Genomic DNA, 25,050 nt, shown 5'->3' with positions numbered 1-25,050 from the left:
TTTTTTAAATCATTTCAAACAAAACCATAATCTCCTGACTGACAGTATAAAATCCCATATAAACTTTGTTTGAAAGTTTATGGGATTTCATAGTTGCTTGTCTTTTACCTTATCTTGCAAGAAATATACTTATTATCCTTTATAGTAAATCTCCAAAGATACTCTTTTGCCTCTCCGGCATAATCAATATTAATTCGCTTGGATGCAATCATTTCAAAAGGTTTCTTATCCTCCGGCTCTTCAAGATAAAGTCTGCTTCCACATAAATCCATACCGTAATTATCCTTTGTAATGTCCATGGCAGAACATAACTTTCCTGGTCCGCTGCACAAGTTTTTTAGCTTATCTGTAGTTCTGCGCTGTTCCATTAATTTGATGCCATCTAGCGGTTCCAAAGCACGAAGTAATACTACTTCCGGAATCCCTGGCTGATTGGTCACTATATTCATGCAGTAATACATACCGTAGATTAGATAAATATACGCATAGCCTCCTTCTAAATACTGTACATTGGTTCTTCCTGATTTACCTTTTTTATAAGAATGAGCTGCTGCGTCCATGGTTCCCATGTATGCTTCCGTTTCTACTATAATGCCTTTTGTTATACCTTCTGCTGTTTCATGTACCAGTACCAGACCCAGTAAATCCTGCGCAACCGTTACCGCATCCCTTTGATAAAATTCTCTTGAAACCTTCATAGTTACTCCGTTTCTTATGTAATATTGTAAATAGTAATCTATTTTTTCATTACAGTCAATGCCTCAATTACTTTTCCTAATCAAGAAGATGCAGCATTTTATCCGTGATAAACGATATGCAACCTGGGAAGTAGGGAGATATAAAACCGTTTACAATTCTATAAATTTATTCGAAACTGCAGAGACAAAAACTTCTCTTCACGACAATTTGGATGAAGGAACTTTTTCCGCCTCTGCAGTTAATAATAGTATAGATAAAAATTAAAAAAATTATGATGGTAATTACTTGAAATCTTATACAATCTTATTTCATATTATATACAATTTCATTTAATTCATATACTGGAGCCTGACAGGAATGATTTTCACAAAGATAATAAGCAGGTTTTTCAGGGGCTGCCGGATAATCCTTGGTAAATTCCGCCACGTCTTCAAGGCTTACTTTACTCTCATCACTCTTTAATACTATAGATACCTGTGGTAGGAAATTCTCTGAAAGCATATTTTTTATATCCTCCATAGAATACTCTTTCGGTAAGACACAGACTAATTCCTTTGTGGGATATACCTCTTGCATGACAGCCATCATAGAAAAACAGTAAGCACTTGGATAATCGGAAGTTTCAGCTGCAAGTACCGACAACTGTTTGTCTAGTATTTCTCTTAGGGATTGGTTTCCGGTTATATGATATAATTTCTCCAAAACATAGGTTACAACCGAATTACCTGAGGGAATTGCACCGTCATACCATTCCTTCGGGCGGTGAATTAACATTTCTGCATCTTTAGAGTATAGATAAAACCCTCCCCTATTCGTATCAAAGAAATTCTGAACTAACTGATTCATTATTTCAAGCGCCCGTTTTATATAATTTATCTCCAAGGTAGCTTCGTACAACTCAAGTAAGGCCCAGCCATAAAATGCATAGTCATCTATATGCCCTAAACCACTTGCTTTTCCTTCCCGGTAATGAACATAAAGTTTTTCACCATCGGACAGATACTTTTGAATAAATTCATCTGCTTTCTGAGCCATATTTAAATACGCTTCTTGCTTTAGTATTTTATAAGCCTTTGCGCAGGCTCCAATCATAATTCCATTCCAGGAGGTCAGGATTTTATCATCCTTGTGAAGTTTTGTCCGATTCAAACGATACGCATACATCTTTTCTCGCAAGCTGCTGATACGGGGGGGTTCTAGTACAGCCTCTTTATTCCATTTTTCTATTGCTTCATTTTTGTATGCCTTGATACGGTTTGGTATATTTTTTTCTTCAAAATTACCTTTGGCAGTGATATCAAAGTAATCATTAAAATACGTTCCATCTTCTTTACCAAGTATGCTTATTACTTCTTCCGGGCGGAAGACATAATATTTTCCCTCAACCCCTTCACTGTCAGCATCCTGGGCACAGTAAAAACCCCCTTCTTCATGGGTAAGTTCCCGCTGTACATACTCTAAGGTCATTTGGGCTATCTCTTTGTAGTGTTCTTTTTTTGTATACTGATGGGCTTCGAGATAGGTATGAATCAATAAGGCATTATCGTATAACATCTTTTCAAAGTGAGGTACCAGCCATTTTTCATCAGTTGAATACCTAGAAAATCCATAGCCGATATGGTCAAAAATACCTCCAATATACATTGCATCCAGGGTTTTTTCAACGGCTTCAAGAGCCTCTTCCTTATTTTCCTGTAGGGCAAAGCGAAGTAAAAACATTAGATTATGAGGCGTTGGAAATTTGGGTGCCCCCCCAAAACCACCATATTGGCTATCATAGTTACTGAGAAGACTTCTGGCTGCCTGCTCCACCATTTGTTTACTTACACGATTGTCCTTGCCTTGAATCGATTCCTGCTGTAAAGATTGTGTAATGGCGAGACTTGAGTTTTTAAGACTATCCTGCTCTGTCCTCCATTTTTCTATCACGGCTTTTAATAAGTCAAGAAATCCCGGCATGTTGTAACGGGAGCGTTTTGGAAAATACGTTCCAGCAAAAAAAGGCTTCTGATCTGGCATCATGATTATAGTCAGCGGCCATCCTCCGCTGCCTGTTACCCTCTGGCATACTGACATATATATGCTGTCAACATCCGGACGCTCCTCCTTATCTACCTTTATGGATATGAAGTATTGATTTAGATACTCTGCAACTTCCGTGTCCTCAAAGGATTCGTGAGCCATTACATGGCACCAATGGCAGGTGGAATATCCAATAGAGAGAAAGATAGGCTTATCTTCTGTTTTTGCTTTCATAAATGCTTTTTCACACCAAGGCCACCAGTCAACCGGATTATAAGCGTGTTGAAGTAGGTAAGGACTTTTTTCATGTATCAATCTATTGGGTGTCTTGCTAGTTGTCATAGGGTATCACCTCCTTAAATAAAGATATAGCCTTATTATACCCAAACCGAAAGTGACTATGTAAACCACATAGCCACTAATTTTAATTACTCGTTAAAGTTTTCATGAAGCTGTCGAACCGGACCGGCAGAGCCTTTCCCTTTTGCCACGTACGTCCGGTGAGACGGTTTTTCACGAATATAAGCTAATAAGATCCTTCACAAATATTTCTCATTTGTAAATTGAGTTTTATTATTGCTTAAAAATCCATCCAATGATTGGATTGTTTTTTACATAATAGAAATTTTCCATTTTTGCCTAAATCTTTTTTAAAACCAATGTAAATTTCATTTTTTAATGGTTCATATACGATGGAACATTGAGTATCTTCCCGACTAGTTTTACTTAAAACTTCAAAGGCTTCATCTATTCCAAAGCTATGACTATTATTATGAATATATTCATGAGCACAAATATATCGATCTGCACCTATACCATATACTTCATTATAATTTGCTTCCTTAAAAATCCCCTTTGGAAAATTAGTCAAAATAAAAATCATTATGAATAGGACTTACTATGTTTATACATTTCCTTCTTCCAGAATAAATGCATCACCAGTTTTATCAGCAATACGAAGTAAGCAGCCACAAATAGAAATACCACCCTTTGTCCTCTTGGGCGGTATTTTTAATATAAATTGATTTTATTATATATTGATGTTCGATAATTCTTCTGGAATCCATTTTTTATCGTATTTGTAAGGAGTTATACTTATGTTATCACAAATGCTAAACGTGTATTTTTCACCTGCATTATAGAAGTTTCCATTTTCTGATGTGAAGCACAATATGCAATAATCAGGGTCAGTCACACCAAGTGAATAATATTTTTCATCACCTTGTTTCCAAAAGCGTTGTTTCGTTTGATCATCTGTAAGAACTTGCATACACCCTGTCAGCATTACACCTTTAAAATTATGAGAGTCATTAAAATAAACACAGGCTTTCGAATTTTTAAGCCAAAGTTGTGTGCGTATTGCTGATAGATTTGTTGAAAACCAAATCATCTTTGCTCCAGCATTTTCCGCTTTAAACATAGTTTTGGCATTTGGAAAGTCATTTTCGTCAACGGAGCACACTACACATTCAGAACTATTTTCAATTAAGCTTATAATATCTTTCATAATTTTATCATTCATAATATTATTTCTCCATTCTATTCTAAATTTTGGATAATTCGCCTTAACATATTTTCAAAAACAGTTATTTCGTCATCAGAGAAGCCAGCATAATAGGTCTTGTTTACTTGCTCAGATATTTTATCAAAAATACCTTTCAATTCTTCTGCTTTCTTTGTGGTTGATATAATAATTTGTCTGCGGTTTAGTTTGTTCTGCGTGCGTATAATAAGACCTTGTGATTCCATACGGTCTAGCATACTTGTCAAAGTTGTATTAGCAAGCGAAGTAAGTTTACTAATTTCGGATATTGTTATATCTTTATTTTCCCAAAGCACATATAAAATTTTACCTTGTGGTCCATTAAACTCGTGAACTCCATTTTCTTTTAGTATCCGTTCTAGTTCTCTACCCCCTAACTGATGTATTTTGGATATTAAAAATCCTCCATATGTTTTCAATTAAGCACCTCCTTACCATATAGTACATTACCATATAGTAATATGTCAAGTATAAATAAAAATGCCAACTTGAAATTATATCAAGATGGCATTTAATGCTGTTATATTTATTCTGTTTTTATCCCATTGAGATGAAAGCAAATAGTTTTCTCCCGATTATATCAATGATGTAGCCTAATCTCTAATTCTGCCCAAGTGGTCTTTATCAAGAATTTATTTAACCATAGGAAACTGTATTGTTACTTTAAACATATCCCCGTCTATATCGATTTTAAATTCACCCTCACATACTTCCGAATATGTTTTCGCAATCGCAAGTCCAAGCCCATTTCCTCCATCACTTCTTGATTCATCTCCTCTTACAAATCTTCCGGTAATTTCTTCCGGTAAAAAATCAATCTCATATGCAGAGGTATTTTGAATGCATAAGACAGCATTCCCTGACTCTACGTATGTCCTGATATAGATTCTACTGCCTGTCAAAGAGTATTTCAAAGCGTTACTTATCAGATTTTGGCAAACAAGATATAATTTTGACCCATCTCCATTTATCTCCAAATTTTCTTTCGAATAAACTGTTTTTATGTCAAATCCAGAATTAGCAATCATATCCTCCATATCTGCCATTGTTTGCATAATCAATTTATTCAAATTCAGTTTTGTTTTATCAATCTTCATATTTCCACTGGAAGCTTTGGATAGTTCAAACACAACATGAATCATATCCCGCAAATTCTCTGCCTTTTTGTTAAGCTCAGTAATATAATGCCTGTCTTCACTGCTTAAATAATCCTTTGCAGACAATAAATCTATGTAGCCTATAATAGAAGTAAGCGGTGTTTTCAAATCATGCGATATATTTGTTATTAAATCTACTTTGAGCTTCTCATTCTTCATTTGTTGTTGTATGCTGTTATATAGATTGATTGAAATGTTTTTTATCTCTTCACCGGTCTCATATAGATAAGAGTTTTTAGGGATATTATTTTCAATGTGTTTTTGTCCTTGTTTCATTTTGTGGATTTCATCAACCAGGGAACGGATGTCCTTTTCCTTTATCTCCTCTTTACACTTCCACAATATCAAGAGTGATTCAAGCAATAAAGGTATTACTAGAAGAATCACTAGGTTAAACAATAAAGTTGAATTTTTTCTGTTAATTATCATCATGCTTGCTATGCTTTGATACATAATAATTCCAAGTTGAAGAAACAGGAAAAGAATGTCATTAAAGTACATATGCCTTAAGGAACTTATCCTATTTCTATTATAGTGCTGAAAGAGTTTTGAAAACAAGCTATCCTCCTTCCAGTACCTTCCTTTCATTTTTACCGTGATTGCTGTAATAATCCATAAATATCCACTGCCAATCAGTATGTTTTGAACAAATTCTAGCACGATTTCCTTGATTATATCACCGTAGGTTTCCCAAAACTCATAGACACCTACGAAATATACTTCCTCAAATTGAAAGGAAAACACTTGATTATGACGATATAGATGATACATAAACAAAGTATACAAAGCGAAGATTATAACCGCTAATTCTGATGGTACCTTTCTCGTATAAGAAGCCTTGTCAATCTCTGTATGATTTATAAAGCAAAGCAGGATAATCAGCATCAGTATCTGAAGCACTAATACAATACCAGTAAATATGCTTGGATATCTCGCCTCATAGGCATACTCTCTATATATACCAAAACACATACTGCTTTTCATACTGTTTATAACTGCCCAGAATATACAATAAAGAGCTACGTTAATACAAAAGAATACCTGATACCACCTACATTTTTTCGATTTTGTATCCAATTCCCCACACCACCTTCAAATATTTTGGCTTCTTTGGATTAAGCTCTATCTTCTCACGAATCCGGCGTATATGTATCATAACTGTATTCTCAACACTATATGCATCCTCGCCGTCCCATACACTTTGATATATCTGTTCTGCCGAAAAAACTCTTCCGGCATTCTCCATCAGTAAATCCATGATTTTATATTCCGTCGCCGTAAGACTACATACCGTTCCATTCACATTTATCTGCTTACTAGAGCGATTAAGCTCCAGTAATCCGTTACAAAGGATGCTCTCTGTCTCTTCACTCCTGTTATGTTCAAGGAGAAAACACCTCCTGATTTGTGCCTTTACTCTGGCAAGTAATATTGGTGTATTAAATGGTTTTTCAATATAGTCATCTGCACCTAACTCTAAGCCGGAGACAATATCACTCTCCTCTGTCTTCGCGGATAATATAATAATGGGAATATTTTTCTTCTCCCTAATTTTTAGCATTGCAGTCAATCCATTCAATTTTGGCATCATAACATCCAGTAATATTAATTGAAGTTCCTGTTTCTGTACAAGCTCCAAAGCCTCTATTCCATTATAGGCTTGATGTACAAGATAGCCCTCCATCTCCAAAAGTTTGGTAAGCACCTCAACAATATTTTTATCATCGTCTGCCACTAAGATATTAATCTGTTCCATAATTTTTTACCTTTCTCGGTATTTTGGTAACCTTTTATTATAATCATAATTCTCCATATTTATAGCCTAATCCAGTTTAACAGAAAGTGGTAAAAAAAACTAGAAACCCACGAAAAATATTGCTGCAAAATACTTACCTTACCACAAATACTCCCTATACTAAGTCATTGAATACGACATGTGATGATTCCTCCCATTCACCACTTACTACAGAAACAGGCACTTTATTTGTTTACTCTTTCGAATCCATATATTCCTTTGATTCATCTCATTTATTGTAAATATATGATTAATCAATTCCTTTACTTCTGCTCCTTCAGCTTTTCTATAATTCCTTGCGGATTAATAATCATATCCAGTTTCTCATTAGCCACTGCAGTTTCCAAGGCAATTTTCCAAAATTCATTAAAATTAATATCCGGTTTTACCTGACACGCCAACGCATACACTCCAGCAAGATACGGTACACTCCAACTTAGTCCGCCACTTTGGTAAATAGCATAATCATTTATTCCGGTAGGGGCTGCCACACAACGATTATCCATAGGAATACACAGATAATCTTTTTTATAAAAATCCATTTCCTCTGCCCAGGAAGTTTTACCATATGTAGAAAAATCATTTGGATCCGTTAATTTAGTTTTTTCCATCCCAATAAAATTAACTCCTTTGATATCCTCTCTGTCATCCTCTAGCAGTGAAGTTGTAATAACAAAAACTCCTTCCTCGTTAGCTCTTTGATATGCCTTTTTCAAGTCCTTATAGCCATCACTTTCCATCTCCTCTGCACCCCAGGAGATTGAAATAACACGAATCTTTTCTTCTTCCTTCAACGTTTTATTCAAATCCAACAGTTCATTAATATCCTCGGCAACTCTGCCGGTATAGTCTTTAGTTATAAAATTTTCGGCTATATAATAAAGGTTAGCCTCCGGCGCAACCCCACAGGTTTTCCCTACTGCGATGGATGCTACTGCAGCTCCGTGCATCGCAGCTGGATATTTTGTTTTTATAAAATCATTCTCTGAATAATATTTCAATTGTTTTGCAAATTCTTCATGCTTAGTTAACAACTCTTGATCAATGATAGCTATTCCTACGTTTTTACCTGTTATGCCTTCTTTATGAAGATTTCTTACCCCTAATCCCGGGTCTTTGCATCTCTCCATTATCTTATCCGGATCAAAGCCTTCTGGTAAATTATCCGGCCATTTCGTCTTGCTGTCATAGGTTGTTAGTAATAGGTTCTCTAGCTCATCTGATAAATCTGTCTGGGTTAAATCTGCACTTCTGATTTCAACCTCACCATTACTTGAACTTGGTAATTTCGATACGTTTCCCACAATAAAATCGTAATTATCCTGAGATGGATGTCTTACGATATAAGGTAAAGATATGGTTTGCTTTTTCTCCGATGTGTTCTCCTTTGATACTTCACTCAGGCTATTTTTCTCTGTAATTTTATCTTTTTGTGAGCACCCCATTGCCTGCATCATTATGGTAATTATTAATATGATGCATAAAACTTTTTTTAAACTTTTCATACGAATATAATTCCCTTTCTTCTTTTTTTCTTGTGTAGTAGAGTTTTTGATGCCTTTCGCTTCCTACCATTAATAGTTTAACAAGAAAAACCGATATTTTTTCTACATGATTCTTTCATATTTCTTTCAATTATCCTTTGTAATTTGTTAGCCCCTTCTAATATCTGAATTAATTCAAAAATACCCTACCCACTTACTATCATCTAAATTATTTAATAACTATATCATCAAAGAAACCCCTTGACTTTCCTTCACACACCGGTTTTAAGACAGTGCATCTAGAAAGCCAACGGGCTTCTTCTCCATTTAATCAGTTATAAATAGTTTAAAGTTTTACTACTTTTAATTCTAATGTTTATAAAAAATTTAAGTCTCACATACTTCCTTCTATACTAAGTCAATTAAGATTATTGTTCCTTTTTCATATATCTAAATCCTCGATTGACACCATCTCTAATATAAAGTATATTATCAAACGCAGAAACTTTCAGATTTCCTTTTTCATCTAAATAAGATTCATCCACTAATCTTCCTTTAATCAATGCTAGTATATTGGTAATACCGCTATAGTTTTGACTTTCAATCACATCTGTCAGGGTACATTCAATAGAAATCGGGCATTCCTTTATGATTGGAGCATTTATAGTGGTAGATGGTACATGCGTCAGATTAAGATGTTCAAACTTTTTACATTCAGACCCTGTATTTTTCCCGCAAAACTCAATTTCATCTAAAAGTTTACTGTCTGCAATATTAATAACAAAATCAGAAACTTCTTTTATCTGATTAATAGCATAGCCTTTGCTGCTAAATCCTAATGCTACCATGTCCCTTAATGAATAGGATGAGGAGATTGTAGTTACATTAGGATTTCCCTCCTTATCATAATAACTAACAAGAAATACCGGAAAACCATAATACATTTTTTCAAAATTCACTTTTATTTTATTCATATTAACTCCTATCTGTGTGCTTTTGCACTCGTGTTTTTTCTAAGTTTGTTAAAACCTATATATTGATTTCTTCTGTACAAAGCATGACTCACAATAAGTCCGGACCACCCCGCTTATTGCATAATTTCATCTTACCCATCCATCCTATCATAAATTCCATCAAAAAACGTTGCACAGGCAACATGATTTATGCTTATTATTGCCCCACAATATAAAAGCCTCTACCCGTAAAATCTTCTCCCGGATAGAGGCATATACTCTTGCTATTCTACTGTAATTACTGCAACAGGGCAATCATCCTGAGCTTCCGCTGCCGATTCTTCGACTAATTTAGGTACTATCTCTACATATACTTCTGCCGGACCGTCCTCACCCATTCGAAAAACTTCGGGACATGTTGATACGCATAATCCACATTGTATACAACCATCTCTATCTATTGATGCTTTCATAACTATGCCTCCTTCTAACCCTTACCTTAGATATTATTAAGTTTCGTAAGAATGTCTTCAACAACTATTCCATGTACCGCACAAGCTTCTTCTAAGGATTCCAACTGTGAAGAGGGACATCCCAGACAATGCATTCCGCTTTCCATTAAAATACTTGCTGCCCCCTGATTTTCTCTTAAGATTTCTCCTATGTTCATTTCTTTCGTAATCATTCTTTTTCCTCCATTCAATAAATACTATTTGCAACCGCTTTCACGTTAGTTCATACAGTGACTTATAACACTCCCAAATAATCTCATGCTTAATTTTGAGCCAGTAATTCTTTAGTCGGAGCTAAATTAATATCTTGTACATAATGTGTTTAGACAATATCCTGAACAATACACCAAATCTGTTTCCAAAAGAATCCGTACAACTGGAATTCATCCTTTAACCTTATATCCAGTAACAAATCCGCTTATATTCTAGAAATTATTAAACAATATGCTGCCTTTATTTCATATGCACTGATTACATACAATTTATCCAATCCACGCCTCCTCCTTCTAATCTACTGTAACACAACGGGATGTAAAAAAACGTGACATCTGCAACATTATATATAAAAATACTATAAAATAGTGCAAGAATATTCCGTCTAGATTTAACAGTATCACCTAATCTCCCATTAGCGGTGATACTATTTTAAAAGTATTCTTTTCAAAATCTATAAGTCCTTCTTTTTTCATAGTATTAAGTTCCCTGGTAAGAGCACTTCTGTCGGCACAAAGGTATTCTGCAAGTTCTGTTCTCCCCATAGTTACAGTAAAATACTTACTGTTATTTCTTTGTGCCTGAATTGATAAAAAGCTACTGATTTTTTCACGCAAGGTTTTTTTTGTTGTGATTTCAAGCTTTTCCATTAGCTGTATATTTTTATTGGCTATTGCTGTAACCATATTTTCAATCAGTCTATGATGAAATACGCAAGACCTGGTGCAGGTATGCATGACTTGATTAAAGGGTAAGTACAATATCCTCGCTTCCTTTCCTGCCACATAGGTTACACTTGCTGATAAGATACTTCCGCAGGCAAAGGTTTCTCCAAACACCTCTCCTTTTTCTATGACAGCTAAAATTGTTTTATTTCCCCAAATATCTTCCTTAATCATCATAACGGAACCGGCAAGTACTACCCCCACACATTTTACTTTCTGATTTACCAAAATAATGATTTCGCTCTTTTTATATGTTTTTATATAACTTCCCAGACACTCCATCATGGAAATTAGCTCTGTTTTACTGATTCCAACAAACAATGGGATATGACTATACTCATCAATATAATCTTTTACCATTTCATTCATCTTTAGCTCCCATCTGCGACCTATGGTCGCGTACAAATCTGATAGCATCCCTCTAACATACATTGTGTTATATTATACCATATCGAATCTATTATAATATATTAACACGCATTTTAACAAGTTTTAACATCTGTATAAAGATACTCTTGCGTATTTTTATCATAAATTCTGCAACATACATCAATTCTATTGACAATTTTTTGTTTTCTGTTATGATGATAACATATATTATAGGTATGAAATGAGGTGTTTTCATGAGATTGTCGGCTAAGGGTCGATATGCACTTGCCGCTACAACCAGTATGGCTCAAAACTATAACGCAAATGAATATATTACTTTAATTAGTATTTCTGAAAAGCTTGGAATATCAAAAATATATCTGGAACAGGTCTTTTCTCTTTTAAAGCATGGTGGAATTGTGAATTCTATTAAAGGCTCCCAAGGTGGTTATCAGCTATCTCGTCCACCTCAGGAGATTACTGTTTTTGATATTTTATCCGCTGTAGAAACTTCTCTTTTTGAAGGAGTTGAGGAAACCGTGAAGGAGTCATCCCCGGATATTGAGACTGCTCTTAATCTGATTGTTTATACTCCACTTGATGAGGGAATCAGGAGTTCTTTGCAAAAAGTTACTTTGGTTAATCTGGTTTCTGAAGCAGAAAATCATAAAAATGACCATGGCTTTATGTTCTTTATATAGTTGTGTATTTGGGACAAGTCTTATGGTTATGTACACCTAAAACAGGTGTCTATACAATGAACAGGGTTAGTATCAGCAGTTTTTACTGCTTTTACTAACCCTGTTTTAAGTGTAGAAAGCCTTTCCCCTTAAATCTTAAAGACGTTTCATAAGCTTACGTTTACCTTATCATATTAATCTGCTTATCTTTACCTGCTCGAAAGCCTATACTTTCGTATAAGTGGATAGCATGTATATTACATGCATCCGCAGCCAGAAACGCTCTCCTGGCACCATGGTTTTTTCCATAATGCAATGCCTGCGTTATTAGTTTTCTGGCAATGCCTTTCCGTTGATATGCAGGCTTCACTGCAACTTCTCGAATCCAGGAGACAGCACCTTTTTCACTTTCAAAACCATATAGAGCAGTCACAACAATCCCCACTATTTCCGCTTGCTCATTGCGTTCGATAAGTAGCGCCCTGTGTAAATATTCTAAATCACAGCCTGCATCTTTGGAAGTATCAATCCAATCCGTAATCCACTCGGTTGTTTCTCCATGAAATCCTCTGCTCTGCCCTCGACATGCTATCGTTACATCCGCTGCCTCTTTGCATTCATTCCTTTTTAAGAATTCCGGTTCACCACATCCAAGTGCGTCTTCTAAGGAATCCATAAAATAATCGCAAAAAGCTGCACATACTACAAAACCTGCTTTTTCAAATTCCGTTATCCATTCTTCCGGTACAAAAGTTATTAAGCACTGGTTATCTTGTACTTCTTTTAATATATCATCCGGGGTATTGGCTGCAAAGTGGTATTCGTGACAGCCTTCCTTTTCATTAAACCCATATAAAAGTATACACCCATCTCGCTTAAGGATTACCTCATACTGTGATACATCTGAATGTTCCAGATACTGCATAGAGGAATATGTATAGTCAGCTAGCTTTGATTGAATTTCTAATAAGTCCGTTTCTGTCATTCGTATAGATACCTTCTTTCTTATGTTATTAAATATTTTAGTCTAGAATAAGTCAACAATTTCTGCTTCTAACTAATGATTTACTAAACTATTCACTGTACTTTTAGTTTTAACTTTATTCCCATCTTACACCAGTAAGTATAAATCCACCAGTTTAAAATTGATTATAATTGTTTTTTATCACCTTACACACGTTCCTAAAACAGACGTTGGTTTCCTGTCTCGCTAACTAATTCTTTTTCTAGATATAACATATAAGACTCCTCCTATCCCTGCAACGATTACCTCGGTTGCAGGGAACACACACCAAACACCTGTCAATCCACCAATGGCGGAGAGTAAAAAAGCCATCGGTATAATAAGAAGAAAACCGCGCAAGGTGGAAATAATATGCGCTGGGCGGGCATATTCTGTTGAGGTAAAGTAAACAGACATAAGAATATTAAATCCAGCGAACACACAAGCTATAAAGTAAATTTTCAACCCGGTAACAGCAATGCTCTGCAAGAATGCATTTTGTTCGCTGTTAAACATATCAGCTATTTTTGAAGCTCCAAAAAACACACAGGCATATACTATACCTGAAACAAGTAGCACAGTCGTTAAAGCATATCTCAATAATGCTTTAATCTTAGCAGAATCGCCTGAGCCGTGATAACTGCTAAGAAGAGGTTGGACACCTTGTGCAATACCAGTATAAATTGATATAACCACCAATGAGAGATTCGCAATAACACCATAAGCTGCAACACCTACATTCCCTTGTAAGCGCAGTATGATTGCATTGAAAACAATCATTACAATACCAGAAGACATCTCGGTAATGAGTGATGGTAGACCACTTGAAAAAATACTTGCATTAAGTTCTGCTGAAAAGTTACCTTCTTTCATAAGATGAAAATGATTCTTCTTATGTAAAAAGAATGGCAACAGAATCATCATGCTGATAACCGGTGCAAGCCCAGTAGCAAGAACAGCACCAAAGATTCCCATGTCAAAAAGAAACATAAAGACATAATCCAGTATAATATTAGAAAAACTGCCACCCAACATAGCCAGCATGGAAAGCTGTGGAGCGCCATCATTTCGCACAAAGCACAAGAGAACATTGTTTAATATAAACACTGGTGCAAACAGCAAAATAACTTGTATATATACCTTACTCATTTTAAAAACTGCTTCATCAGCACCCAGTAACTGAATAATAGTTCCGGAAAAAAATAGACCAAGAATAAAAAAAACGACAGCAAAGCTAAGTGCAAGAAAAATAGTATTTGTAAAAATACGATTGGCCGTCTTTGTCTCATTTTGGCTTTTTGCAATCCCATATTTTGTAGCGCCACCCATTCCAAACATCAAGCCACTACCATGAATAAAGCTGTAAATAGGTATTGCAAGATTGAGAGCGGTTAAACCATTCGCCCCAAGCCCTTTTGAAACGAAATAGGTATCTGCCAATATATAGCAGGATAACCCTATCATTCCAAGAACATTGAGAGATACATACTTTGCAAAATCTCTGAAACAATTTGTTCTTTCCATAAAAAATCATGTCCTTTCCGGTATCAGTATATTTTCAATACCTACACTCAATAAAAAAGCGCCAGTACTTCATATCTTCTTAGGCCTAATGATATGAAGTCTGACGCTCAATTTCTTTACCCGGCGGTAAAGGATAAGTCAGTGACTTATTCAGTTTATGGTGATTTTAGCACATAGTAATTTTATTGTCAACTTTATAATTTGTAATTTGCACCTAATATTAAGGGGTGGAATTTGAATCTTAGCTTAATACTTTACGAATTTCTTTATACCCATCTTTTTCAAGATTTTCAACTTGAAACTTTGCGTTTTTATTTAATGGTTGAACTAAAACTATATTTCCGCATTCTCTTAATGCAGTTGCTTCTTCAAATATTTCGATTACTCTTTCAGAACTAATACTCTTATCAATTAAAAAAGCGATATTCTTTTTGTTTTTATAATTATTGCCCTTTGCATTATCTTGTAGGATTGTAATAATTCTCTCAAAACCGATAGAAAAACCACAAGCTGCCATGTTCTGCCCACAAAACTTTCCTATCATTTCATCATAACGTCCACCACCAGCTATTGAAAAATTGTACCCAGTAATACTTATCTCAAAAATTGTTCCTGTATAATAAGACATTCCTCTTACTAATGCCGGATTATATACCAATTTCACATCTTTGTTAATCATCTTTTTCACGCAAGCTATTATGGTGTCTATATTCTCAATAACTTGTGTCTCTACAAAATCTTTTGTTATAAAACTGCAATACTCTGCACAACTAATTCCTTTATTCCAGTTACTAAATATGGAAATGAACTTTGTAACCTTCTCCATAGGATAACCTTTAAATAGCAATTCCTCTTTAACTTTATCTGTTCCAAGTTTATCTATCTTATCAAGGCTTATAAAGACTTCATCAAAATTCTCTTCACAAAAACCAGAATAAGCACCCATAGCTTTTAGTAATCTTCTATCATTGATGTGTACCGTAAACTCTGAAATACCCACTTCTTTAAATATGTTTGTTAACATGGTCGAGGTTGCAGCTATTAATTCTATTTCAGCTAAGATTGTATTATCACCTAATATATCTATGTCACATTGCATAAACTGACGGAATCTTCCTTTTTGGGGCTTATCTGCTCTGAAGACATTACCTATTTGAAGTGATTTAAAGGGCATTGTTAGTTTGCTAATGTTATTTGCATAATATCTTGCTAATGGAACTGTTAAATCATAACGCAATCCAGAGTCCGCCAATTCCTCTTTTCTGTCTTCAAAAGCTTTTTTTAATTCCTCTCCCCTTTTCAAGATTTGAAACATTAGTTTTTCATTCTCTCCTCCTTGCTTTCCTGTTAAATTTTCTATATGTTCCATAACAGGTGTTTCAATCTGAGAAAAACCATATAACTTGTATGTTTCTTTTATCATTGAGAGAACATATTCTCTTAATTTCATTTCTTCTGGTAATATATCACATGTACCCTTCACTGGTGTTTTTCTAAATTTCATAACATTTTCCTCCAATAATTTTCATATTTGCAATAAAAAAAATCATTTAGGTTATTCCCAAATGACTTTTAATATATAAAGACATCCATCTCTATTTAATAAGCATCTCATGGGCATAACCAATAGAACAAGCCCATGAAATTTCATAGGCTAGTTTTTCCAATGATTATGATGATGCATATTAAATATATACATAAATGTCTCCTCCAATTTCCAAAATTATTATTATGATAATAACTCCTAGTTAATCATTAGTCAAGGAAATTAATAAATTCATTAAAATATGATGACAGATAAGCCATTGTCTAGTAGATTTCTTTTGCGTCCCTTGGTAATCTATGAACATCTTTTAAAAATTGTAAACTATTATTAGCTTCTGTTTGGTTATATTGAAATCCATTATTATTTGCAACTTCTTTTGCCACCATATCCAGTAAATCACACATAATAAAAACGGATTTCCAAATTTCTTTGACAGCACCGCTCGAATAGGTTTGCAAAAATTTATCCCACTGGTCTTGTTCTAACCAGCGGTACATATACTTCCCTGATTTTCCAATACTAACACTATAATCTGTATTAAATCCGATATTCCATCCCAAGATACGAATTAATTGGGGACGTACCGGATTATTAAGCATATCCATTACATATGGAATCTCTTCTCTCCACAAACCTTTTGCCACATTATTAAGACACCACCAGAATTCATTACAGCTATCCAGAAACTGCTTCTCGGTAGGCTTTTTCACCCAATAATCCATGTCGGTTGCTTCCGGTAACTTAGGCAAACAGTTATCTTTATCCAGTAAGATTTTACATAGTCTATCTTCTTTTATTCCATCTAATACATTACTCAGTGTACAAACGCCTAAATCTAAACGATTACCGTCTGTAAATTGTATCAGCCATCCGTAACAATTAGTGACATCACTTGGATAATAGGAGTTTTCTTCTGGATATTGCATATATAGGCGTTCACCAAATTGGTCAATCCAACCTTTATCTTCTATGTATGATTTCGTTTCCTTGACTACATAAGTTATATCATAATCTTGAAATATGTCTTTGGGTACATTAGGGTTCGTTCTTGAACCACCCATTAAAACTGCCAGAACTCTATCATCCTGCATAGCCGTGTTTACGATTAGATGTAACATCTCTTGTTCCGTTCGCATTATAACCTCCGTACAATATAAGCTTTTCCATATTGTAACATAAACTTACGTCAAATACATCTTTAATCTATCACTCAATTTTTATTACTTAACTAATTTTATGGGAACTCCTTTTTTAATTGTATATATTCTGATATCACCGTCTAAAATATAAACAATACAAATAATAGACGCTAATACATTGACCAGACACAGTATATCGGCTATAATATAGTATATAATAATTTTAGACGAAGAGGTGATTTTATGAATTATATACACAGAGCAATGGAGGATACCTTTCTCCGCCTTTCCAAAGAGTTCCCTGCTTTGCTGCTTACCGGTCCGAGGCAGGTCGGAAAAACCACCATGTTGCAAAAGTTGGCTGCAGAGGAGAATATAGGACGGGAGTATGTTACACTGGATGATTTGACTGAGCGACAAATGGCAAAGAATGACCCGAAGATGTTCCTGCAAATTCATAGACCACCGGTGTTTATCGACGAGGTGCAGTATGCACCGGAGCTATTCACCTATATTAAAATACATGTTGACCAGAACCATCGTGCGGGCGATTTTTGGCTGACAGGTTCGCAGGTGTTTAAACTGATGGAGGGAATACAGGAATCGCTGGCTGGACGCGTCTGCCTGCTCCATATGGCACCCATGTCACAGGCTGAAATCTACGGTTCTGCGTCTGCACCTTTTGTGTTGGATTTAGAACATCTGTCACAGCGGATAAAAGAGCGGACTTCTATTGATACTCCTGCACTTTATGAGCGTATTTTCAGAGGTGGGATGCCTGCTCTTATCAGTGGGCAATACAGCGATTATCGGTCAGTTTATTCCAGCTATATCAGCACCTATATTGACCGGGATGTAAAAGAGATCTCGGGTGCTATTGATTCACTTAAATTTATGGATTTCATTACATCAGCCGCTGCATTATGTGGGCAAATGGTAAATTATAAGACCATCTCTGATGCTGCCGGGATTGACCAGGTTACCGCAAAAAGATGGCTTGGGATTTTGGAGAGACTGGGAATTGTGTTTTATCTCCATCCATATTCCAACAATATGCTTAAGCGGATGGTAACGAAACCTAAACTTTATTTCTATGACTGTGGTTTGGTGGCATACCTGACCAAATGGAGCGATAGCAATACTCTGATGAATGGTGCCATGAGCGGTGCAATTCTTGAGAATTTTGTGGTGTCGGAGATTGTCAAGAGCTATCAGAACTGGGGCCGGCAAGCCTTTATTTATTACTATCGGGACAAGGATACCAAGGAGATAGACATTTTACTAGAAGACAGCGGCAAACTGTACCCTATGGAAATTAAAAAAACAGCCACACCTCAAAACCAGCTCACCCGAGTATTCGGTGTGATTGACAAGGCTTCTCTGGAGCGTGGCACGGGGGCTGTGCTTTGTACGACTGACCGACTGTCGGCGTTTGACAGCCAAAATTTAATAGTTCCCATTTGGGGCATATAAAAACTACTTCACCAGTCAATCCTTTTTAAGGTAAAGCTGGTGAAGTAATTTTTTATTCCGTTCAGATTATTATGTGTTCGTCTCATAATCTGTAAGTGTTTGACCATACCATTATTTTGAAATTTATTTTAGTCCTTCTGTTTAATCTTTTCTTTTATTTTACCTTTGATATCATAGCACATTTGCTCAATGCCGACCCTCTCCCATTCTTTTAACATCTTCTCAATGACGAATTCTGTTACTATCTGTTCGAACTCTAATTTATATTGATTTTTTAATAACAAGACTACAATCATTTCATATAATCCGTTTTTTTCAAGTAGTTCAATAATACTCAAACACTCTTCAAGTGTGGTTTCTGCATAGTCTTCACATAATCTACTCTGAATTTTTGGGTGCTCTGCCAGCCACTTTACCATATAAATCATTCTTTCACTAGCACTATAATTATCCTGCATGCTTATCCTCCTGGAAATATTTATATAATTTTTTTACAAAGCTTTGTTATGGATAATTATAACAGCAATTTTTTAATAGATAGATACTAGGTGATATCTTAAATAAAAAATATATATTCTCGCTAAAATAATTCAAATGTACTACATAAAATCTTCTTTCAAACCCTTCATAAACTAGATTCTTCTATTTATATAGCTTAACTACTCTTTCCGGTAGTTCCGACCTATCCACCTCCTGCCAAAAAGTAACTCCCCTAAATGGTGCTACATATAATTCCACAAAGGCTCCTTCTTTTAACTTTTTACCGGTAGTAAAGGTAAGATCCTTTGCATTTCCTTTCACATCGTAGGTTTCTAAGACATATTCATAACGGTCATTGTCATTTAATTTTACATCGTTATTAAGTATCTGTGTATAATATAGCTTTTTTCCTTTTGGATTCTCCGGTATCAGAGTATCTGTGTCAAAAAACACACCAAAGTAAGATATTATCACGAGAAAGAAAAGCCCTACAATAATAAATTTCATTCTTCCTTTCATAGCCTGCAATCCTTTCCATAGTTACAAAACAATCTTTTTATGTGATTTATATACCATAAGCCACTATAATTAGTTATCTCATTTATGCAGTTACATCCTCTTTCTTCATTCGATGAATAGCTCCCAGGCTTATAATAATCAGGTAAAGCAAATTTACACTGATAAATAGTAACTGCCTGCCACTACTTCCCATACTCTCCTGACTTAGAACTCCCATACCAATGGTTAGCAAAGAGTGGGGAAAGAACATTCCTATTTTAAGCACATACAATCCCAGCCCAAAGAAGACACTGCAAAGCCCAATCCCTACCGGTATTGCAAAACTTCGGATTTTTAAGGATAATGCCAGTTGCAGGGAGCTAATGGTGACACCTGCAATTAACCCCCTAATGAGCCAGCCCGGTACCTCTGCCGGTAAAGGCAATGCTAATCCGCTAAGAATTCCCCCGATAAAATATAGTACAAAGAAAAATAGCTGAACGAATAAAAGCAGTATGCCTGCTACGATTAATTTTGCCAAATAAACAGCGGAAACCGGTACCGGAGCTGTCATTACCAGATTCCAGTTCTTGTTAAAGTGCTCGAGTCGGCATATGGTTGCACAGAGTATTGCTATCAGTACCGGAAAAAAGAATTCTCCGTAGAATAGCCCCACCTGTGACCAAAGGCTGTACCACTCTTTCCTTAGTACTCCCTGATTCATATAAAAATTACCGCACCCAATTAAAACACTGATAACCGGCAATATCATTATAAGTATCCATATATGTGAATGCTTTAATTTCAGCCATTCGGCTGACACACATCGTTTTAACATTGTATTTTTTCCTCTCTTTTTATTTCCTATTAATAAGCGATTGCGAAACGATAAGTCTAGAGGTTGGTAATAGGCAAAATCACCAAAATAAAGGTGACTTGCCACCACATCGGAACCTGTTTTTGGTGATTTTGACTGGTTCCGACACATAAAATAACAGTTTCTCAATTGCCTATTATTTCCTATTCAGGATTAGGGTGGTTCTAAATATCCTTATAGGATATATGCATATTTCCCAGCCAAAATAGCAGTACTCCCATCATTGCCGCCACACCCATAAGAGGCAGTATTTCAACTGCTTTCTGTATATGAAATACCATGGTTTCTCCGGTATAGGTTTGTACCACTGGGCTTAAGCCTGTAAAATAAGACCAGATAAAGATTCTCCTAACCCCCTCCGGAAATAAATCTGCTGCCAACCCGACAAAGCCTCCTGCCATACCAAGGCACAGAGCAAAGGCCTGATTCTTAATCGCTAAAGATATCCATTGCTGTAACGCAGCTACTACAAGACTCGTTAAAAAGCTTCCGAGAAAAGAACGAACTAACAACTCATAAGGCACTGGCTGTAAAAAGTGGTTAACACTGCCAAAAAACCAGATAGCAGCGGTTTGTAATAGAAAAACGTAACATAAAAAACCTGCTGCACATACGAATTTGGCAAAGTAAAGTCTGCTTCGCTTTACTGACAATGAGGTTAACATCTTCCATGTATTCCCTTTGTGTTCCATATCACAAATCCGTGACACACATACTGCCGTCAGTATAGGTATAAACAATCCGTTCATGGAGCTTAGCATCAATAACAGCGGCTCCCAGCCTCCTGCGTCCGGATTACGGGATATGGACATAGATATTGCCATAAATGCCCACAAAATTTCTACTCCTAAAAATCCTGTTATCATCAAGAGCAAATGCTTATGACGTAATTTATAAAATTCTAAATGAATCTCCTTCATTATAGCGTCTGCTCCTTTCCGGTCATATCAAGAAATATACTCTCGAGGTTTTTCTTATGCTCCTCGATTCGATATACCCCAATCTCTTCTGATACCAACAACCTGTTAGCTTGTACCACCTGCTCCTCCCTAAGATTCCTTCCGATTATCAGCTCTTCCCCCTGTAAATCAGCTAAAAATCCATGATACTTAAGCAAAGCTAATGCACTCTGGTTATCTCTGGTTTTTATGGTGAACTCTGAGCTTCCCATCTCTTGCAGCTTCTTTAAGCTGCCTTGAAAACCTAGCGTACCATCATTTATGATTCCTAGTGTAGTGGCAATCTGCTCTATTTCCGAAAGCAGATGACTGGATATAAGTACTGTCATTCCATAACGTGATGGTAAAGATTTGATTAACTCTCGAATCTCTCCGATACCAGAGGGGTCTAAACCATTGGTAGGTTCATCCAGAATCAAAAGCTTCGGAAAGGATAATAACGCCATGGCAATGCCAAGCCTTTGTTTCATTCCCAGTGAATATTGCGATACTTTCTTATCCTTCTGATTTATAAGCCTTACAATGCTTAATACTTCTTTCACATTCTTATCCGGTACTTCTCTTAACTTTTGAACCACTCTAAGGTTTTCAAGTCCAGTTAAATGTCCGTAATAGGAGGGTGCCTCAATTAGTGAACCGGTTTGACTTAAGATAAATCCTCTATTCTGTTCAAATTCCTTACCGAATACGCTTACCTGCCCCTCGGTAGGCTTAGCCAGTCCAAGTATCATTTTAAGTGTAGTGGATTTCCCTGCACCATTCGGTCCTAAGAATCCATAAATATCTCCTTCCTGAACGTCTAAATTTACCGCCTTTACACGGTAAACACTTCCATAACGCTTGGAAAGACTATTGGTTTTAATAATCTGACTCATAAGATTCACTCCATTCAATTTGTTTGGTTTATCTCCTTATAAAAGCAATATAACATGGTTACCTTTCACGAAACTAAACTAAACCTTACATGAACCTTAAATCTTATCCTTTGGTATAGAATCCATTGAATTGGGGTATAGAAAAAGCTATAATGAACTTAAGGCATGAGCCGTTAGGCTATATGCAAACTGCCCTTTCCATAAATAGGCTTTTGATAGTCGTTTCTTAAGGAACAAAAAAATATAAGGAAAGAAATGATAGTTATGATAGATAATTTAAAAACTAAAAAACTGCTGATAGTAGACGATGAACGTGAAATCAGAGACATGATACAAACCTTTCTTCGCAAAGAAGGTTATACAAGAATTTATCAGGCAGGCAGTTGTGAAGAAGCACTCTCAATCTGTCGGCAGACAAAGCCTGACCTCATTATACTAGATGTTATGCTGCCGGATGGCGATGGATTTACCCTCCTCCCCTTGCTACGGAGTATTTCAGCAGTGCCTATTTTATTCGTTACAGCAAGAGGGGAAGACGAAGACCGCCTGCTGGGTCTTTTGCTTGGTGCGGATGACTACATGGTAAAGCCCTTTCTCCCCAAAGAACTGGTGTTGCGATTATCCGCAATCCTTAGAAGAACATATGCTTACAAAACCGTAGAACAACGTACAAGCTTTTACATTGGCGCTTCCCTAATTGATTTAGATAGTGGCATTGTAAAAAGACAAGAGAAAGAATTACCTCTAACGGCGAAAGAACTATTACTGCTTCATAAGCTGTATGAAAATCAAAACCGCATTGTTACCAGTGATGCTCTCTGTCAGGCCGCATGGGGTGATGATTATTACGGTTATGAAAATACTCTGATGGTACATATCAGACGTATCCGCGAAAAAATTGAGCCGAATCCCTCTAGCCCTGAATATCTACTTACCATACGTGGACTTGGATATAAGTTGATAAATCAGAAAGGAGAGGATACCTTATGAAGAGTACTCTACGTATCCTAAAACGCTTCATCAGTTCCACCATGGTTATATCTGCATTTCTATTAACCATAAACTTTTTTATTCTGGCTGCCTGGGTGTTACGGGGAATCAATGCCGGAAGTTCTCCCTCCTTCGTCGTTAAAAAAGTCGCGGAGGACTTAAATTTGAAAAATAGTACCTATTCATTGCCACCTAAATCACAGGAATTACTAGAGCATAACCGTGCCTTTGGTATGCTCCTTAGCAATGAAGGGAAGGTTATGTGGAGCTATAAATTACCTCCAGAACTTTATAAGGCTTATTCCTTAACTGATGTTGCCAAGTTTACAAAAGGTTATCTAAAAGATTACCCTGTATTCGTTTGGGAACGGGAGGAGGGTATTGTTGTTGTTGGATATCCACAGCATACCCTTGCCAAATATCAGTATATTCTTCCCATACACTTAGTTTCTTCCCTCCCCGTTAGGCTGGTAGCTTTGTTACTTGGTAATTTTGCCCTTGCTTTGTTACTCTCACTGTTAATCGGCTCAAGATTAATTCGTTCTATCCGCCCACTTACAAACGGAATTGAAGCACTGGGGGAAGATAAACAAGTTACTTTAGAACCGAAAGGTATCCTTTCAGACTTGTCCGATAGTATTAATCGAGCCTCGCTGCTTTTACAGCAAAGAGGTGATGCACTAAAAGCAAGAGATGAAGCACGCTCCAACTGGATTGCAGGTATTTCTCATGACATCCGTACTCCTTTATCCATGGTATTAGGCTATGCCAGTGATTTGGAAGAGAATGAAATGCTTTCAGAGGAACAGCAGCAGCAAGCAGGTATTATCAGAAAGCAGGGAGAGCATCTTCGCGCTTTAGTCAATGACCTAAACCTTGTTTCTATGCTTGAATATGAAATGCAGCCCCTAGCTAAGAAGCCCATACGACTTGCCGCTCTAGTAAGACACCTTGCTTCTGACTTTTTAAATCATGGACTGGACGACAAATACCAAATTGAGATTCATATCGACAATGAACGCACACAAGTATATGCCGATGAAAGACTACTGCTTAGGGCTGGTACCAACTTAATTCATAATAGTATGAAACATAATCCGGAGGGCTGCACTATACACATTGAAGCCTTAACCAATCTTGAAACCGCAAGCTGCTCTTTCGTGGTATGGGATACAGGAAGAGGACTTATAGATGTTGATTTATCTGACCTCTTAGAACTGCCCTATTCAGTTAAAAGAAAACAAATTCGCTCCAATGGTCATGGACTTGGGCTTCCTATGGCCCATAGAATTGCCAAAGCCCACCAGGGAGAATTGATTCTTTCCTCCAATGCCTCCACCGTATCAACTTCCACTTTTATAACAGACGCTCCAGGTGAAAAAAACAGGGGTTTTTACGCTGAACTACGTTTACCGCTTCTTCCTTAATTTCCAACGGACTTTACATAATCCGTTTTTTATTGAGAGAATATCTCTTTTTTAGTCACCCCAAATACCTGCCTGAATACTATATAAAGAGCTCTCAATAAATATGA

25 protein-coding genes are annotated in these 25,050 nt (G+C 36.2%); 4 read left to right on the top strand and 21 right to left on the bottom strand.

All coding sequences use genetic code 11. The features are described 5' to 3' along the window. Positions 1-104: 104 nt before the first annotated feature. The 12 genes from acsn021_RS06325 to acsn021_RS06270 all read right to left on the bottom strand — a co-directional run bounded on the left by acsn021_RS06325 (position 105) and on the right by acsn021_RS06270 (position 11,472). A complete protein-coding gene (locus acsn021_RS06325) occupies positions 105-698 on the bottom strand; it encodes a DNA-3-methyladenine glycosylase (protein ID WP_184092918.1) in 594 nt (197 codons plus the stop codon). A 304-nt stretch (positions 699-1,002) separates the two neighbouring features. Next, positions 1,003-3,063, bottom strand: a complete 2,061-nt coding sequence (locus acsn021_RS06320) for a thioredoxin domain-containing protein (protein ID WP_184092919.1) — start codon at positions 3,061-3,063, stop codon at positions 1,003-1,005. Between the two features lie 238 nt (positions 3,064-3,301). Beyond that, the gene (locus acsn021_RS06315; protein ID WP_243167866.1) at positions 3,302-3,592 is read right to left on the bottom strand and encodes a hypothetical protein; all 291 of its coding nucleotides are present in this window, start codon (positions 3,590-3,592) and stop codon (positions 3,302-3,304) included. 159 nt (positions 3,593-3,751) lie between these two features. After that, positions 3,752-4,243 (bottom strand): pyridoxamine 5'-phosphate oxidase family protein, encoded by a 492-nt coding sequence (locus tag acsn021_RS06310; RefSeq protein WP_184092920.1) that lies wholly within the window; start codon positions 4,241-4,243, stop codon positions 3,752-3,754. 17 nt (positions 4,244-4,260) lie between these two features. Continuing rightward, positions 4,261-4,683 (bottom strand): MarR family transcriptional regulator, encoded by a 423-nt coding sequence (locus acsn021_RS06305; RefSeq protein WP_184092921.1) that lies wholly within the window; start codon positions 4,681-4,683, stop codon positions 4,261-4,263. Between the two features lie 213 nt (positions 4,684-4,896). Beyond that, complete coding sequence (locus tag acsn021_RS06300; protein ID WP_184092922.1) at positions 4,897-6,498, bottom strand: sensor histidine kinase; 1,602 nt, start codon at positions 6,496-6,498, stop codon at positions 4,897-4,899. Continuing rightward, entirely contained in the window at positions 6,473-7,177 is a 705-nt protein-coding gene (locus acsn021_RS06295; RefSeq protein WP_184092923.1) for a response regulator transcription factor, read from the bottom strand. The genes acsn021_RS06300 and acsn021_RS06295 overlap by 26 nt, the downstream gene beginning before the upstream one ends. A 302-nt stretch (positions 7,178-7,479) precedes the next feature. Next, a complete protein-coding gene (locus tag acsn021_RS06290) occupies positions 7,480-8,721 on the bottom strand; it encodes a S8 family serine peptidase (protein WP_184092924.1) in 1,242 nt (413 codons plus the stop codon). 407 nt (positions 8,722-9,128) lie between these two features. Then, entirely contained in the window at positions 9,129-9,674 is a 546-nt protein-coding gene (locus acsn021_RS06285) for a flavin reductase family protein (protein ID WP_184092925.1), read from the bottom strand. A 263-nt stretch (positions 9,675-9,937) separates the two neighbouring features. Continuing rightward, positions 9,938-10,126, bottom strand: a complete 189-nt coding sequence (locus acsn021_RS06280; RefSeq protein WP_184092926.1) for a ferredoxin — start codon at positions 10,124-10,126, stop codon at positions 9,938-9,940. A 26-nt stretch (positions 10,127-10,152) separates the two neighbouring features. Further along, on the bottom strand, positions 10,153-10,338 hold the full coding sequence (locus tag acsn021_RS06275) for a DUF1858 domain-containing protein (RefSeq protein ID WP_184092927.1): 186 nt from the start codon (positions 10,336-10,338) through the stop codon (positions 10,153-10,155). A gap of 444 nt (positions 10,339-10,782) precedes the next feature. Next, positions 10,783-11,472, bottom strand: a complete 690-nt coding sequence (locus acsn021_RS06270; RefSeq protein WP_184092928.1) for a Crp/Fnr family transcriptional regulator — start codon at positions 11,470-11,472, stop codon at positions 10,783-10,785. A 254-nt stretch (positions 11,473-11,726) separates the two neighbouring features. Here acsn021_RS06270 and acsn021_RS06265 point away from each other — a divergent pair, with 254 nt between their 5' ends. Next, complete coding sequence (locus tag acsn021_RS06265) at positions 11,727-12,173, top strand: RrF2 family transcriptional regulator (RefSeq protein WP_184092929.1); 447 nt, start codon at positions 11,727-11,729, stop codon at positions 12,171-12,173. 160 nt (positions 12,174-12,333) lie between these two features. Here the strand turns inward: acsn021_RS06265 and acsn021_RS06260 are convergent, their stop codons facing one another. From acsn021_RS06260 to acsn021_RS06245, 4 genes are all read right to left on the bottom strand, one after another. After that, positions 12,334-13,137 (bottom strand): GNAT family N-acetyltransferase, encoded by an 804-nt coding sequence (locus acsn021_RS06260; RefSeq protein ID WP_184092930.1) that lies wholly within the window; start codon positions 13,135-13,137, stop codon positions 12,334-12,336. Positions 13,138-13,362: 225 nt separating this feature from the next. Continuing rightward, complete coding sequence (locus acsn021_RS06255) at positions 13,363-14,679, bottom strand: MATE family efflux transporter (protein ID WP_184092931.1); 1,317 nt, start codon at positions 14,677-14,679, stop codon at positions 13,363-13,365. A 241-nt stretch (positions 14,680-14,920) separates the two neighbouring features. After that, entirely contained in the window at positions 14,921-16,183 is a 1,263-nt protein-coding gene (gene hisS, locus acsn021_RS06250) for a histidine--tRNA ligase (RefSeq protein ID WP_184092932.1), read from the bottom strand. Between the two features lie 305 nt (positions 16,184-16,488). After that, the gene (locus tag acsn021_RS06245; RefSeq protein WP_184092933.1) at positions 16,489-17,361 is read right to left on the bottom strand and encodes an aminoglycoside 6-adenylyltransferase; all 873 of its coding nucleotides are present in this window, start codon (positions 17,359-17,361) and stop codon (positions 16,489-16,491) included. A 246-nt stretch (positions 17,362-17,607) separates the two neighbouring features. Here acsn021_RS06245 and acsn021_RS06240 point away from each other — a divergent pair, with 246 nt between their 5' ends. Further along, positions 17,608-18,837, top strand: a complete 1,230-nt coding sequence (locus acsn021_RS06240) for an ATP-binding protein (protein WP_184092934.1) — start codon at positions 17,608-17,610, stop codon at positions 18,835-18,837. Positions 18,838-18,965: 128 nt separating this feature from the next. Here the strand turns inward: acsn021_RS06240 and acsn021_RS06235 are convergent, their stop codons facing one another. The 5 genes from acsn021_RS06235 to acsn021_RS06215 form a co-directional block, all read right to left on the bottom strand. Continuing rightward, positions 18,966-19,295, bottom strand: coding sequence for a helix-turn-helix domain-containing protein (locus acsn021_RS06235; RefSeq protein WP_184092935.1), 330 nt, complete (start codon positions 19,293-19,295; stop codon positions 18,966-18,968). Positions 19,296-19,479: 184 nt separating this feature from the next. After that, positions 19,480-19,836, bottom strand: a complete 357-nt coding sequence (locus acsn021_RS06230; protein ID WP_197978597.1) for a YxeA family protein — start codon at positions 19,834-19,836, stop codon at positions 19,480-19,482. Between the two features lie 82 nt (positions 19,837-19,918). Next, a complete protein-coding gene (locus acsn021_RS06225; protein WP_184092936.1) occupies positions 19,919-20,653 on the bottom strand; it encodes an ABC transporter permease in 735 nt (244 codons plus the stop codon). Positions 20,654-20,856: 203 nt separating this feature from the next. After that, positions 20,857-21,612, bottom strand: coding sequence for an ABC transporter permease (locus tag acsn021_RS06220; RefSeq protein ID WP_184092937.1), 756 nt, complete (start codon positions 21,610-21,612; stop codon positions 20,857-20,859). Next, positions 21,612-22,526, bottom strand: coding sequence for an ABC transporter ATP-binding protein (locus acsn021_RS06215; protein ID WP_184092938.1), 915 nt, complete (start codon positions 22,524-22,526; stop codon positions 21,612-21,614). Before acsn021_RS06215 ends, acsn021_RS06220 begins: the two co-directional genes overlap by 1 nt. Positions 22,527-22,790: 264 nt before the next feature. On the opposite strand from acsn021_RS06215, the gene acsn021_RS06210 reads away from it, so the two are divergent. Together acsn021_RS06210 and acsn021_RS06205 are read left to right on the top strand one after the other, a co-directional pair. Continuing rightward, complete coding sequence (locus tag acsn021_RS06210) at positions 22,791-23,516, top strand: response regulator transcription factor (protein ID WP_243167867.1); 726 nt, start codon at positions 22,791-22,793, stop codon at positions 23,514-23,516. Further along, the gene (locus acsn021_RS06205) at positions 23,513-24,943 is read left to right on the top strand and encodes a sensor histidine kinase (RefSeq protein WP_184092939.1); all 1,431 of its coding nucleotides are present in this window, start codon (positions 23,513-23,515) and stop codon (positions 24,941-24,943) included. The genes acsn021_RS06210 and acsn021_RS06205 overlap by 4 nt, the downstream gene beginning before the upstream one ends. Positions 24,944-25,050 lie beyond the last annotated feature (107 nt).

The sequence above is a fragment of the Anaerocolumna cellulosilytica genome (genome assembly GCF_014218335.1).
Taxonomy (GTDB): domain Bacteria; phylum Bacillota; class Clostridia; order Lachnospirales; family Lachnospiraceae; genus Anaerocolumna; species Anaerocolumna cellulosilytica.
This window is presented reverse-complemented; position numbering and strand designations above follow the sequence as displayed.

What these genes read in the sequence shown, in the direction of transcription:
- acsn021_RS06275 (WP_184092927.1), bottom strand. Translation starts at nt 10,338, where the DNA reads ATGATTACGAAAGAAATGAACATAGGAGAAATCTTAAGAGAAAATCAG.
- acsn021_RS06240 (WP_184092934.1), top strand. Translation starts at nt 17,608, where the DNA reads ATGAATTATATACACAGAGCAATGGAGGATACCTTTCTCCGCCTTTCC.
- acsn021_RS06310 (WP_184092920.1), bottom strand. Translation starts at nt 4,243, where the DNA reads ATGAATGATAAAATTATGAAAGATATTATAAGCTTAATTGAAAATAGT.
- acsn021_RS06285 (WP_184092925.1), bottom strand. Translation starts at nt 9,674, where the DNA reads ATGAATAAAATAAAAGTGAATTTTGAAAAAATGTATTATGGTTTTCCG.
- acsn021_RS06215 (WP_184092938.1), bottom strand. Translation starts at nt 22,526, where the DNA reads ATGAGTCAGATTATTAAAACCAATAGTCTTTCCAAGCGTTATGGAAGT.
- acsn021_RS06230 (WP_197978597.1), bottom strand. Translation starts at nt 19,836, where the DNA reads ATGAAAGGAAGAATGAAATTTATTATTGTAGGGCTTTTCTTTCTCGTG.
- hisS (WP_184092932.1), bottom strand. Translation starts at nt 16,183, where the DNA reads ATGAAATTTAGAAAAACACCAGTGAAGGGTACATGTGATATATTACCA.
- acsn021_RS06210 (WP_243167867.1), top strand. Translation starts at nt 22,791, where the DNA reads ATGATAGATAATTTAAAAACTAAAAAACTGCTGATAGTAGACGATGAA.
- acsn021_RS06220 (WP_184092937.1), bottom strand. Translation starts at nt 21,612, where the DNA reads ATGAAGGAGATTCATTTAGAATTTTATAAATTACGTCATAAGCATTTG.
- acsn021_RS06255 (WP_184092931.1), bottom strand. Translation starts at nt 14,679, where the DNA reads ATGGAAAGAACAAATTGTTTCAGAGATTTTGCAAAGTATGTATCTCTC.
- acsn021_RS06270 (WP_184092928.1), bottom strand. Translation starts at nt 11,472, where the DNA reads ATGAATGAAATGGTAAAAGATTATATTGATGAGTATAGTCATATCCCA.
- acsn021_RS06295 (WP_184092923.1), bottom strand. Translation starts at nt 7,177, where the DNA reads ATGGAACAGATTAATATCTTAGTGGCAGACGATGATAAAAATATTGTT.
- acsn021_RS06245 (WP_184092933.1), bottom strand. Translation starts at nt 17,361, where the DNA reads ATGCGAACGGAACAAGAGATGTTACATCTAATCGTAAACACGGCTATG.
- acsn021_RS06205 (WP_184092939.1), top strand. Translation starts at nt 23,513, where the DNA reads ATGAAGAGTACTCTACGTATCCTAAAACGCTTCATCAGTTCCACCATG.
- acsn021_RS06265 (WP_184092929.1), top strand. Translation starts at nt 11,727, where the DNA reads ATGAGATTGTCGGCTAAGGGTCGATATGCACTTGCCGCTACAACCAGT.
- acsn021_RS06290 (WP_184092924.1), bottom strand. Translation starts at nt 8,721, where the DNA reads ATGAAAAGTTTAAAAAAAGTTTTATGCATCATATTAATAATTACCATA.
- acsn021_RS06280 (WP_184092926.1), bottom strand. Translation starts at nt 10,126, where the DNA reads ATGAAAGCATCAATAGATAGAGATGGTTGTATACAATGTGGATTATGC.
- acsn021_RS06320 (WP_184092919.1), bottom strand. Translation starts at nt 3,063, where the DNA reads ATGACAACTAGCAAGACACCCAATAGATTGATACATGAAAAAAGTCCT.
- acsn021_RS06225 (WP_184092936.1), bottom strand. Translation starts at nt 20,653, where the DNA reads ATGTTAAAACGATGTGTGTCAGCCGAATGGCTGAAATTAAAGCATTCA.
- acsn021_RS06325 (WP_184092918.1), bottom strand. Translation starts at nt 698, where the DNA reads ATGAAGGTTTCAAGAGAATTTTATCAAAGGGATGCGGTAACGGTTGCG.
- acsn021_RS06235 (WP_184092935.1), bottom strand. Translation starts at nt 19,295, where the DNA reads ATGCAGGATAATTATAGTGCTAGTGAAAGAATGATTTATATGGTAAAG.
- acsn021_RS06260 (WP_184092930.1), bottom strand. Translation starts at nt 13,137, where the DNA reads ATGACAGAAACGGACTTATTAGAAATTCAATCAAAGCTAGCTGACTAT.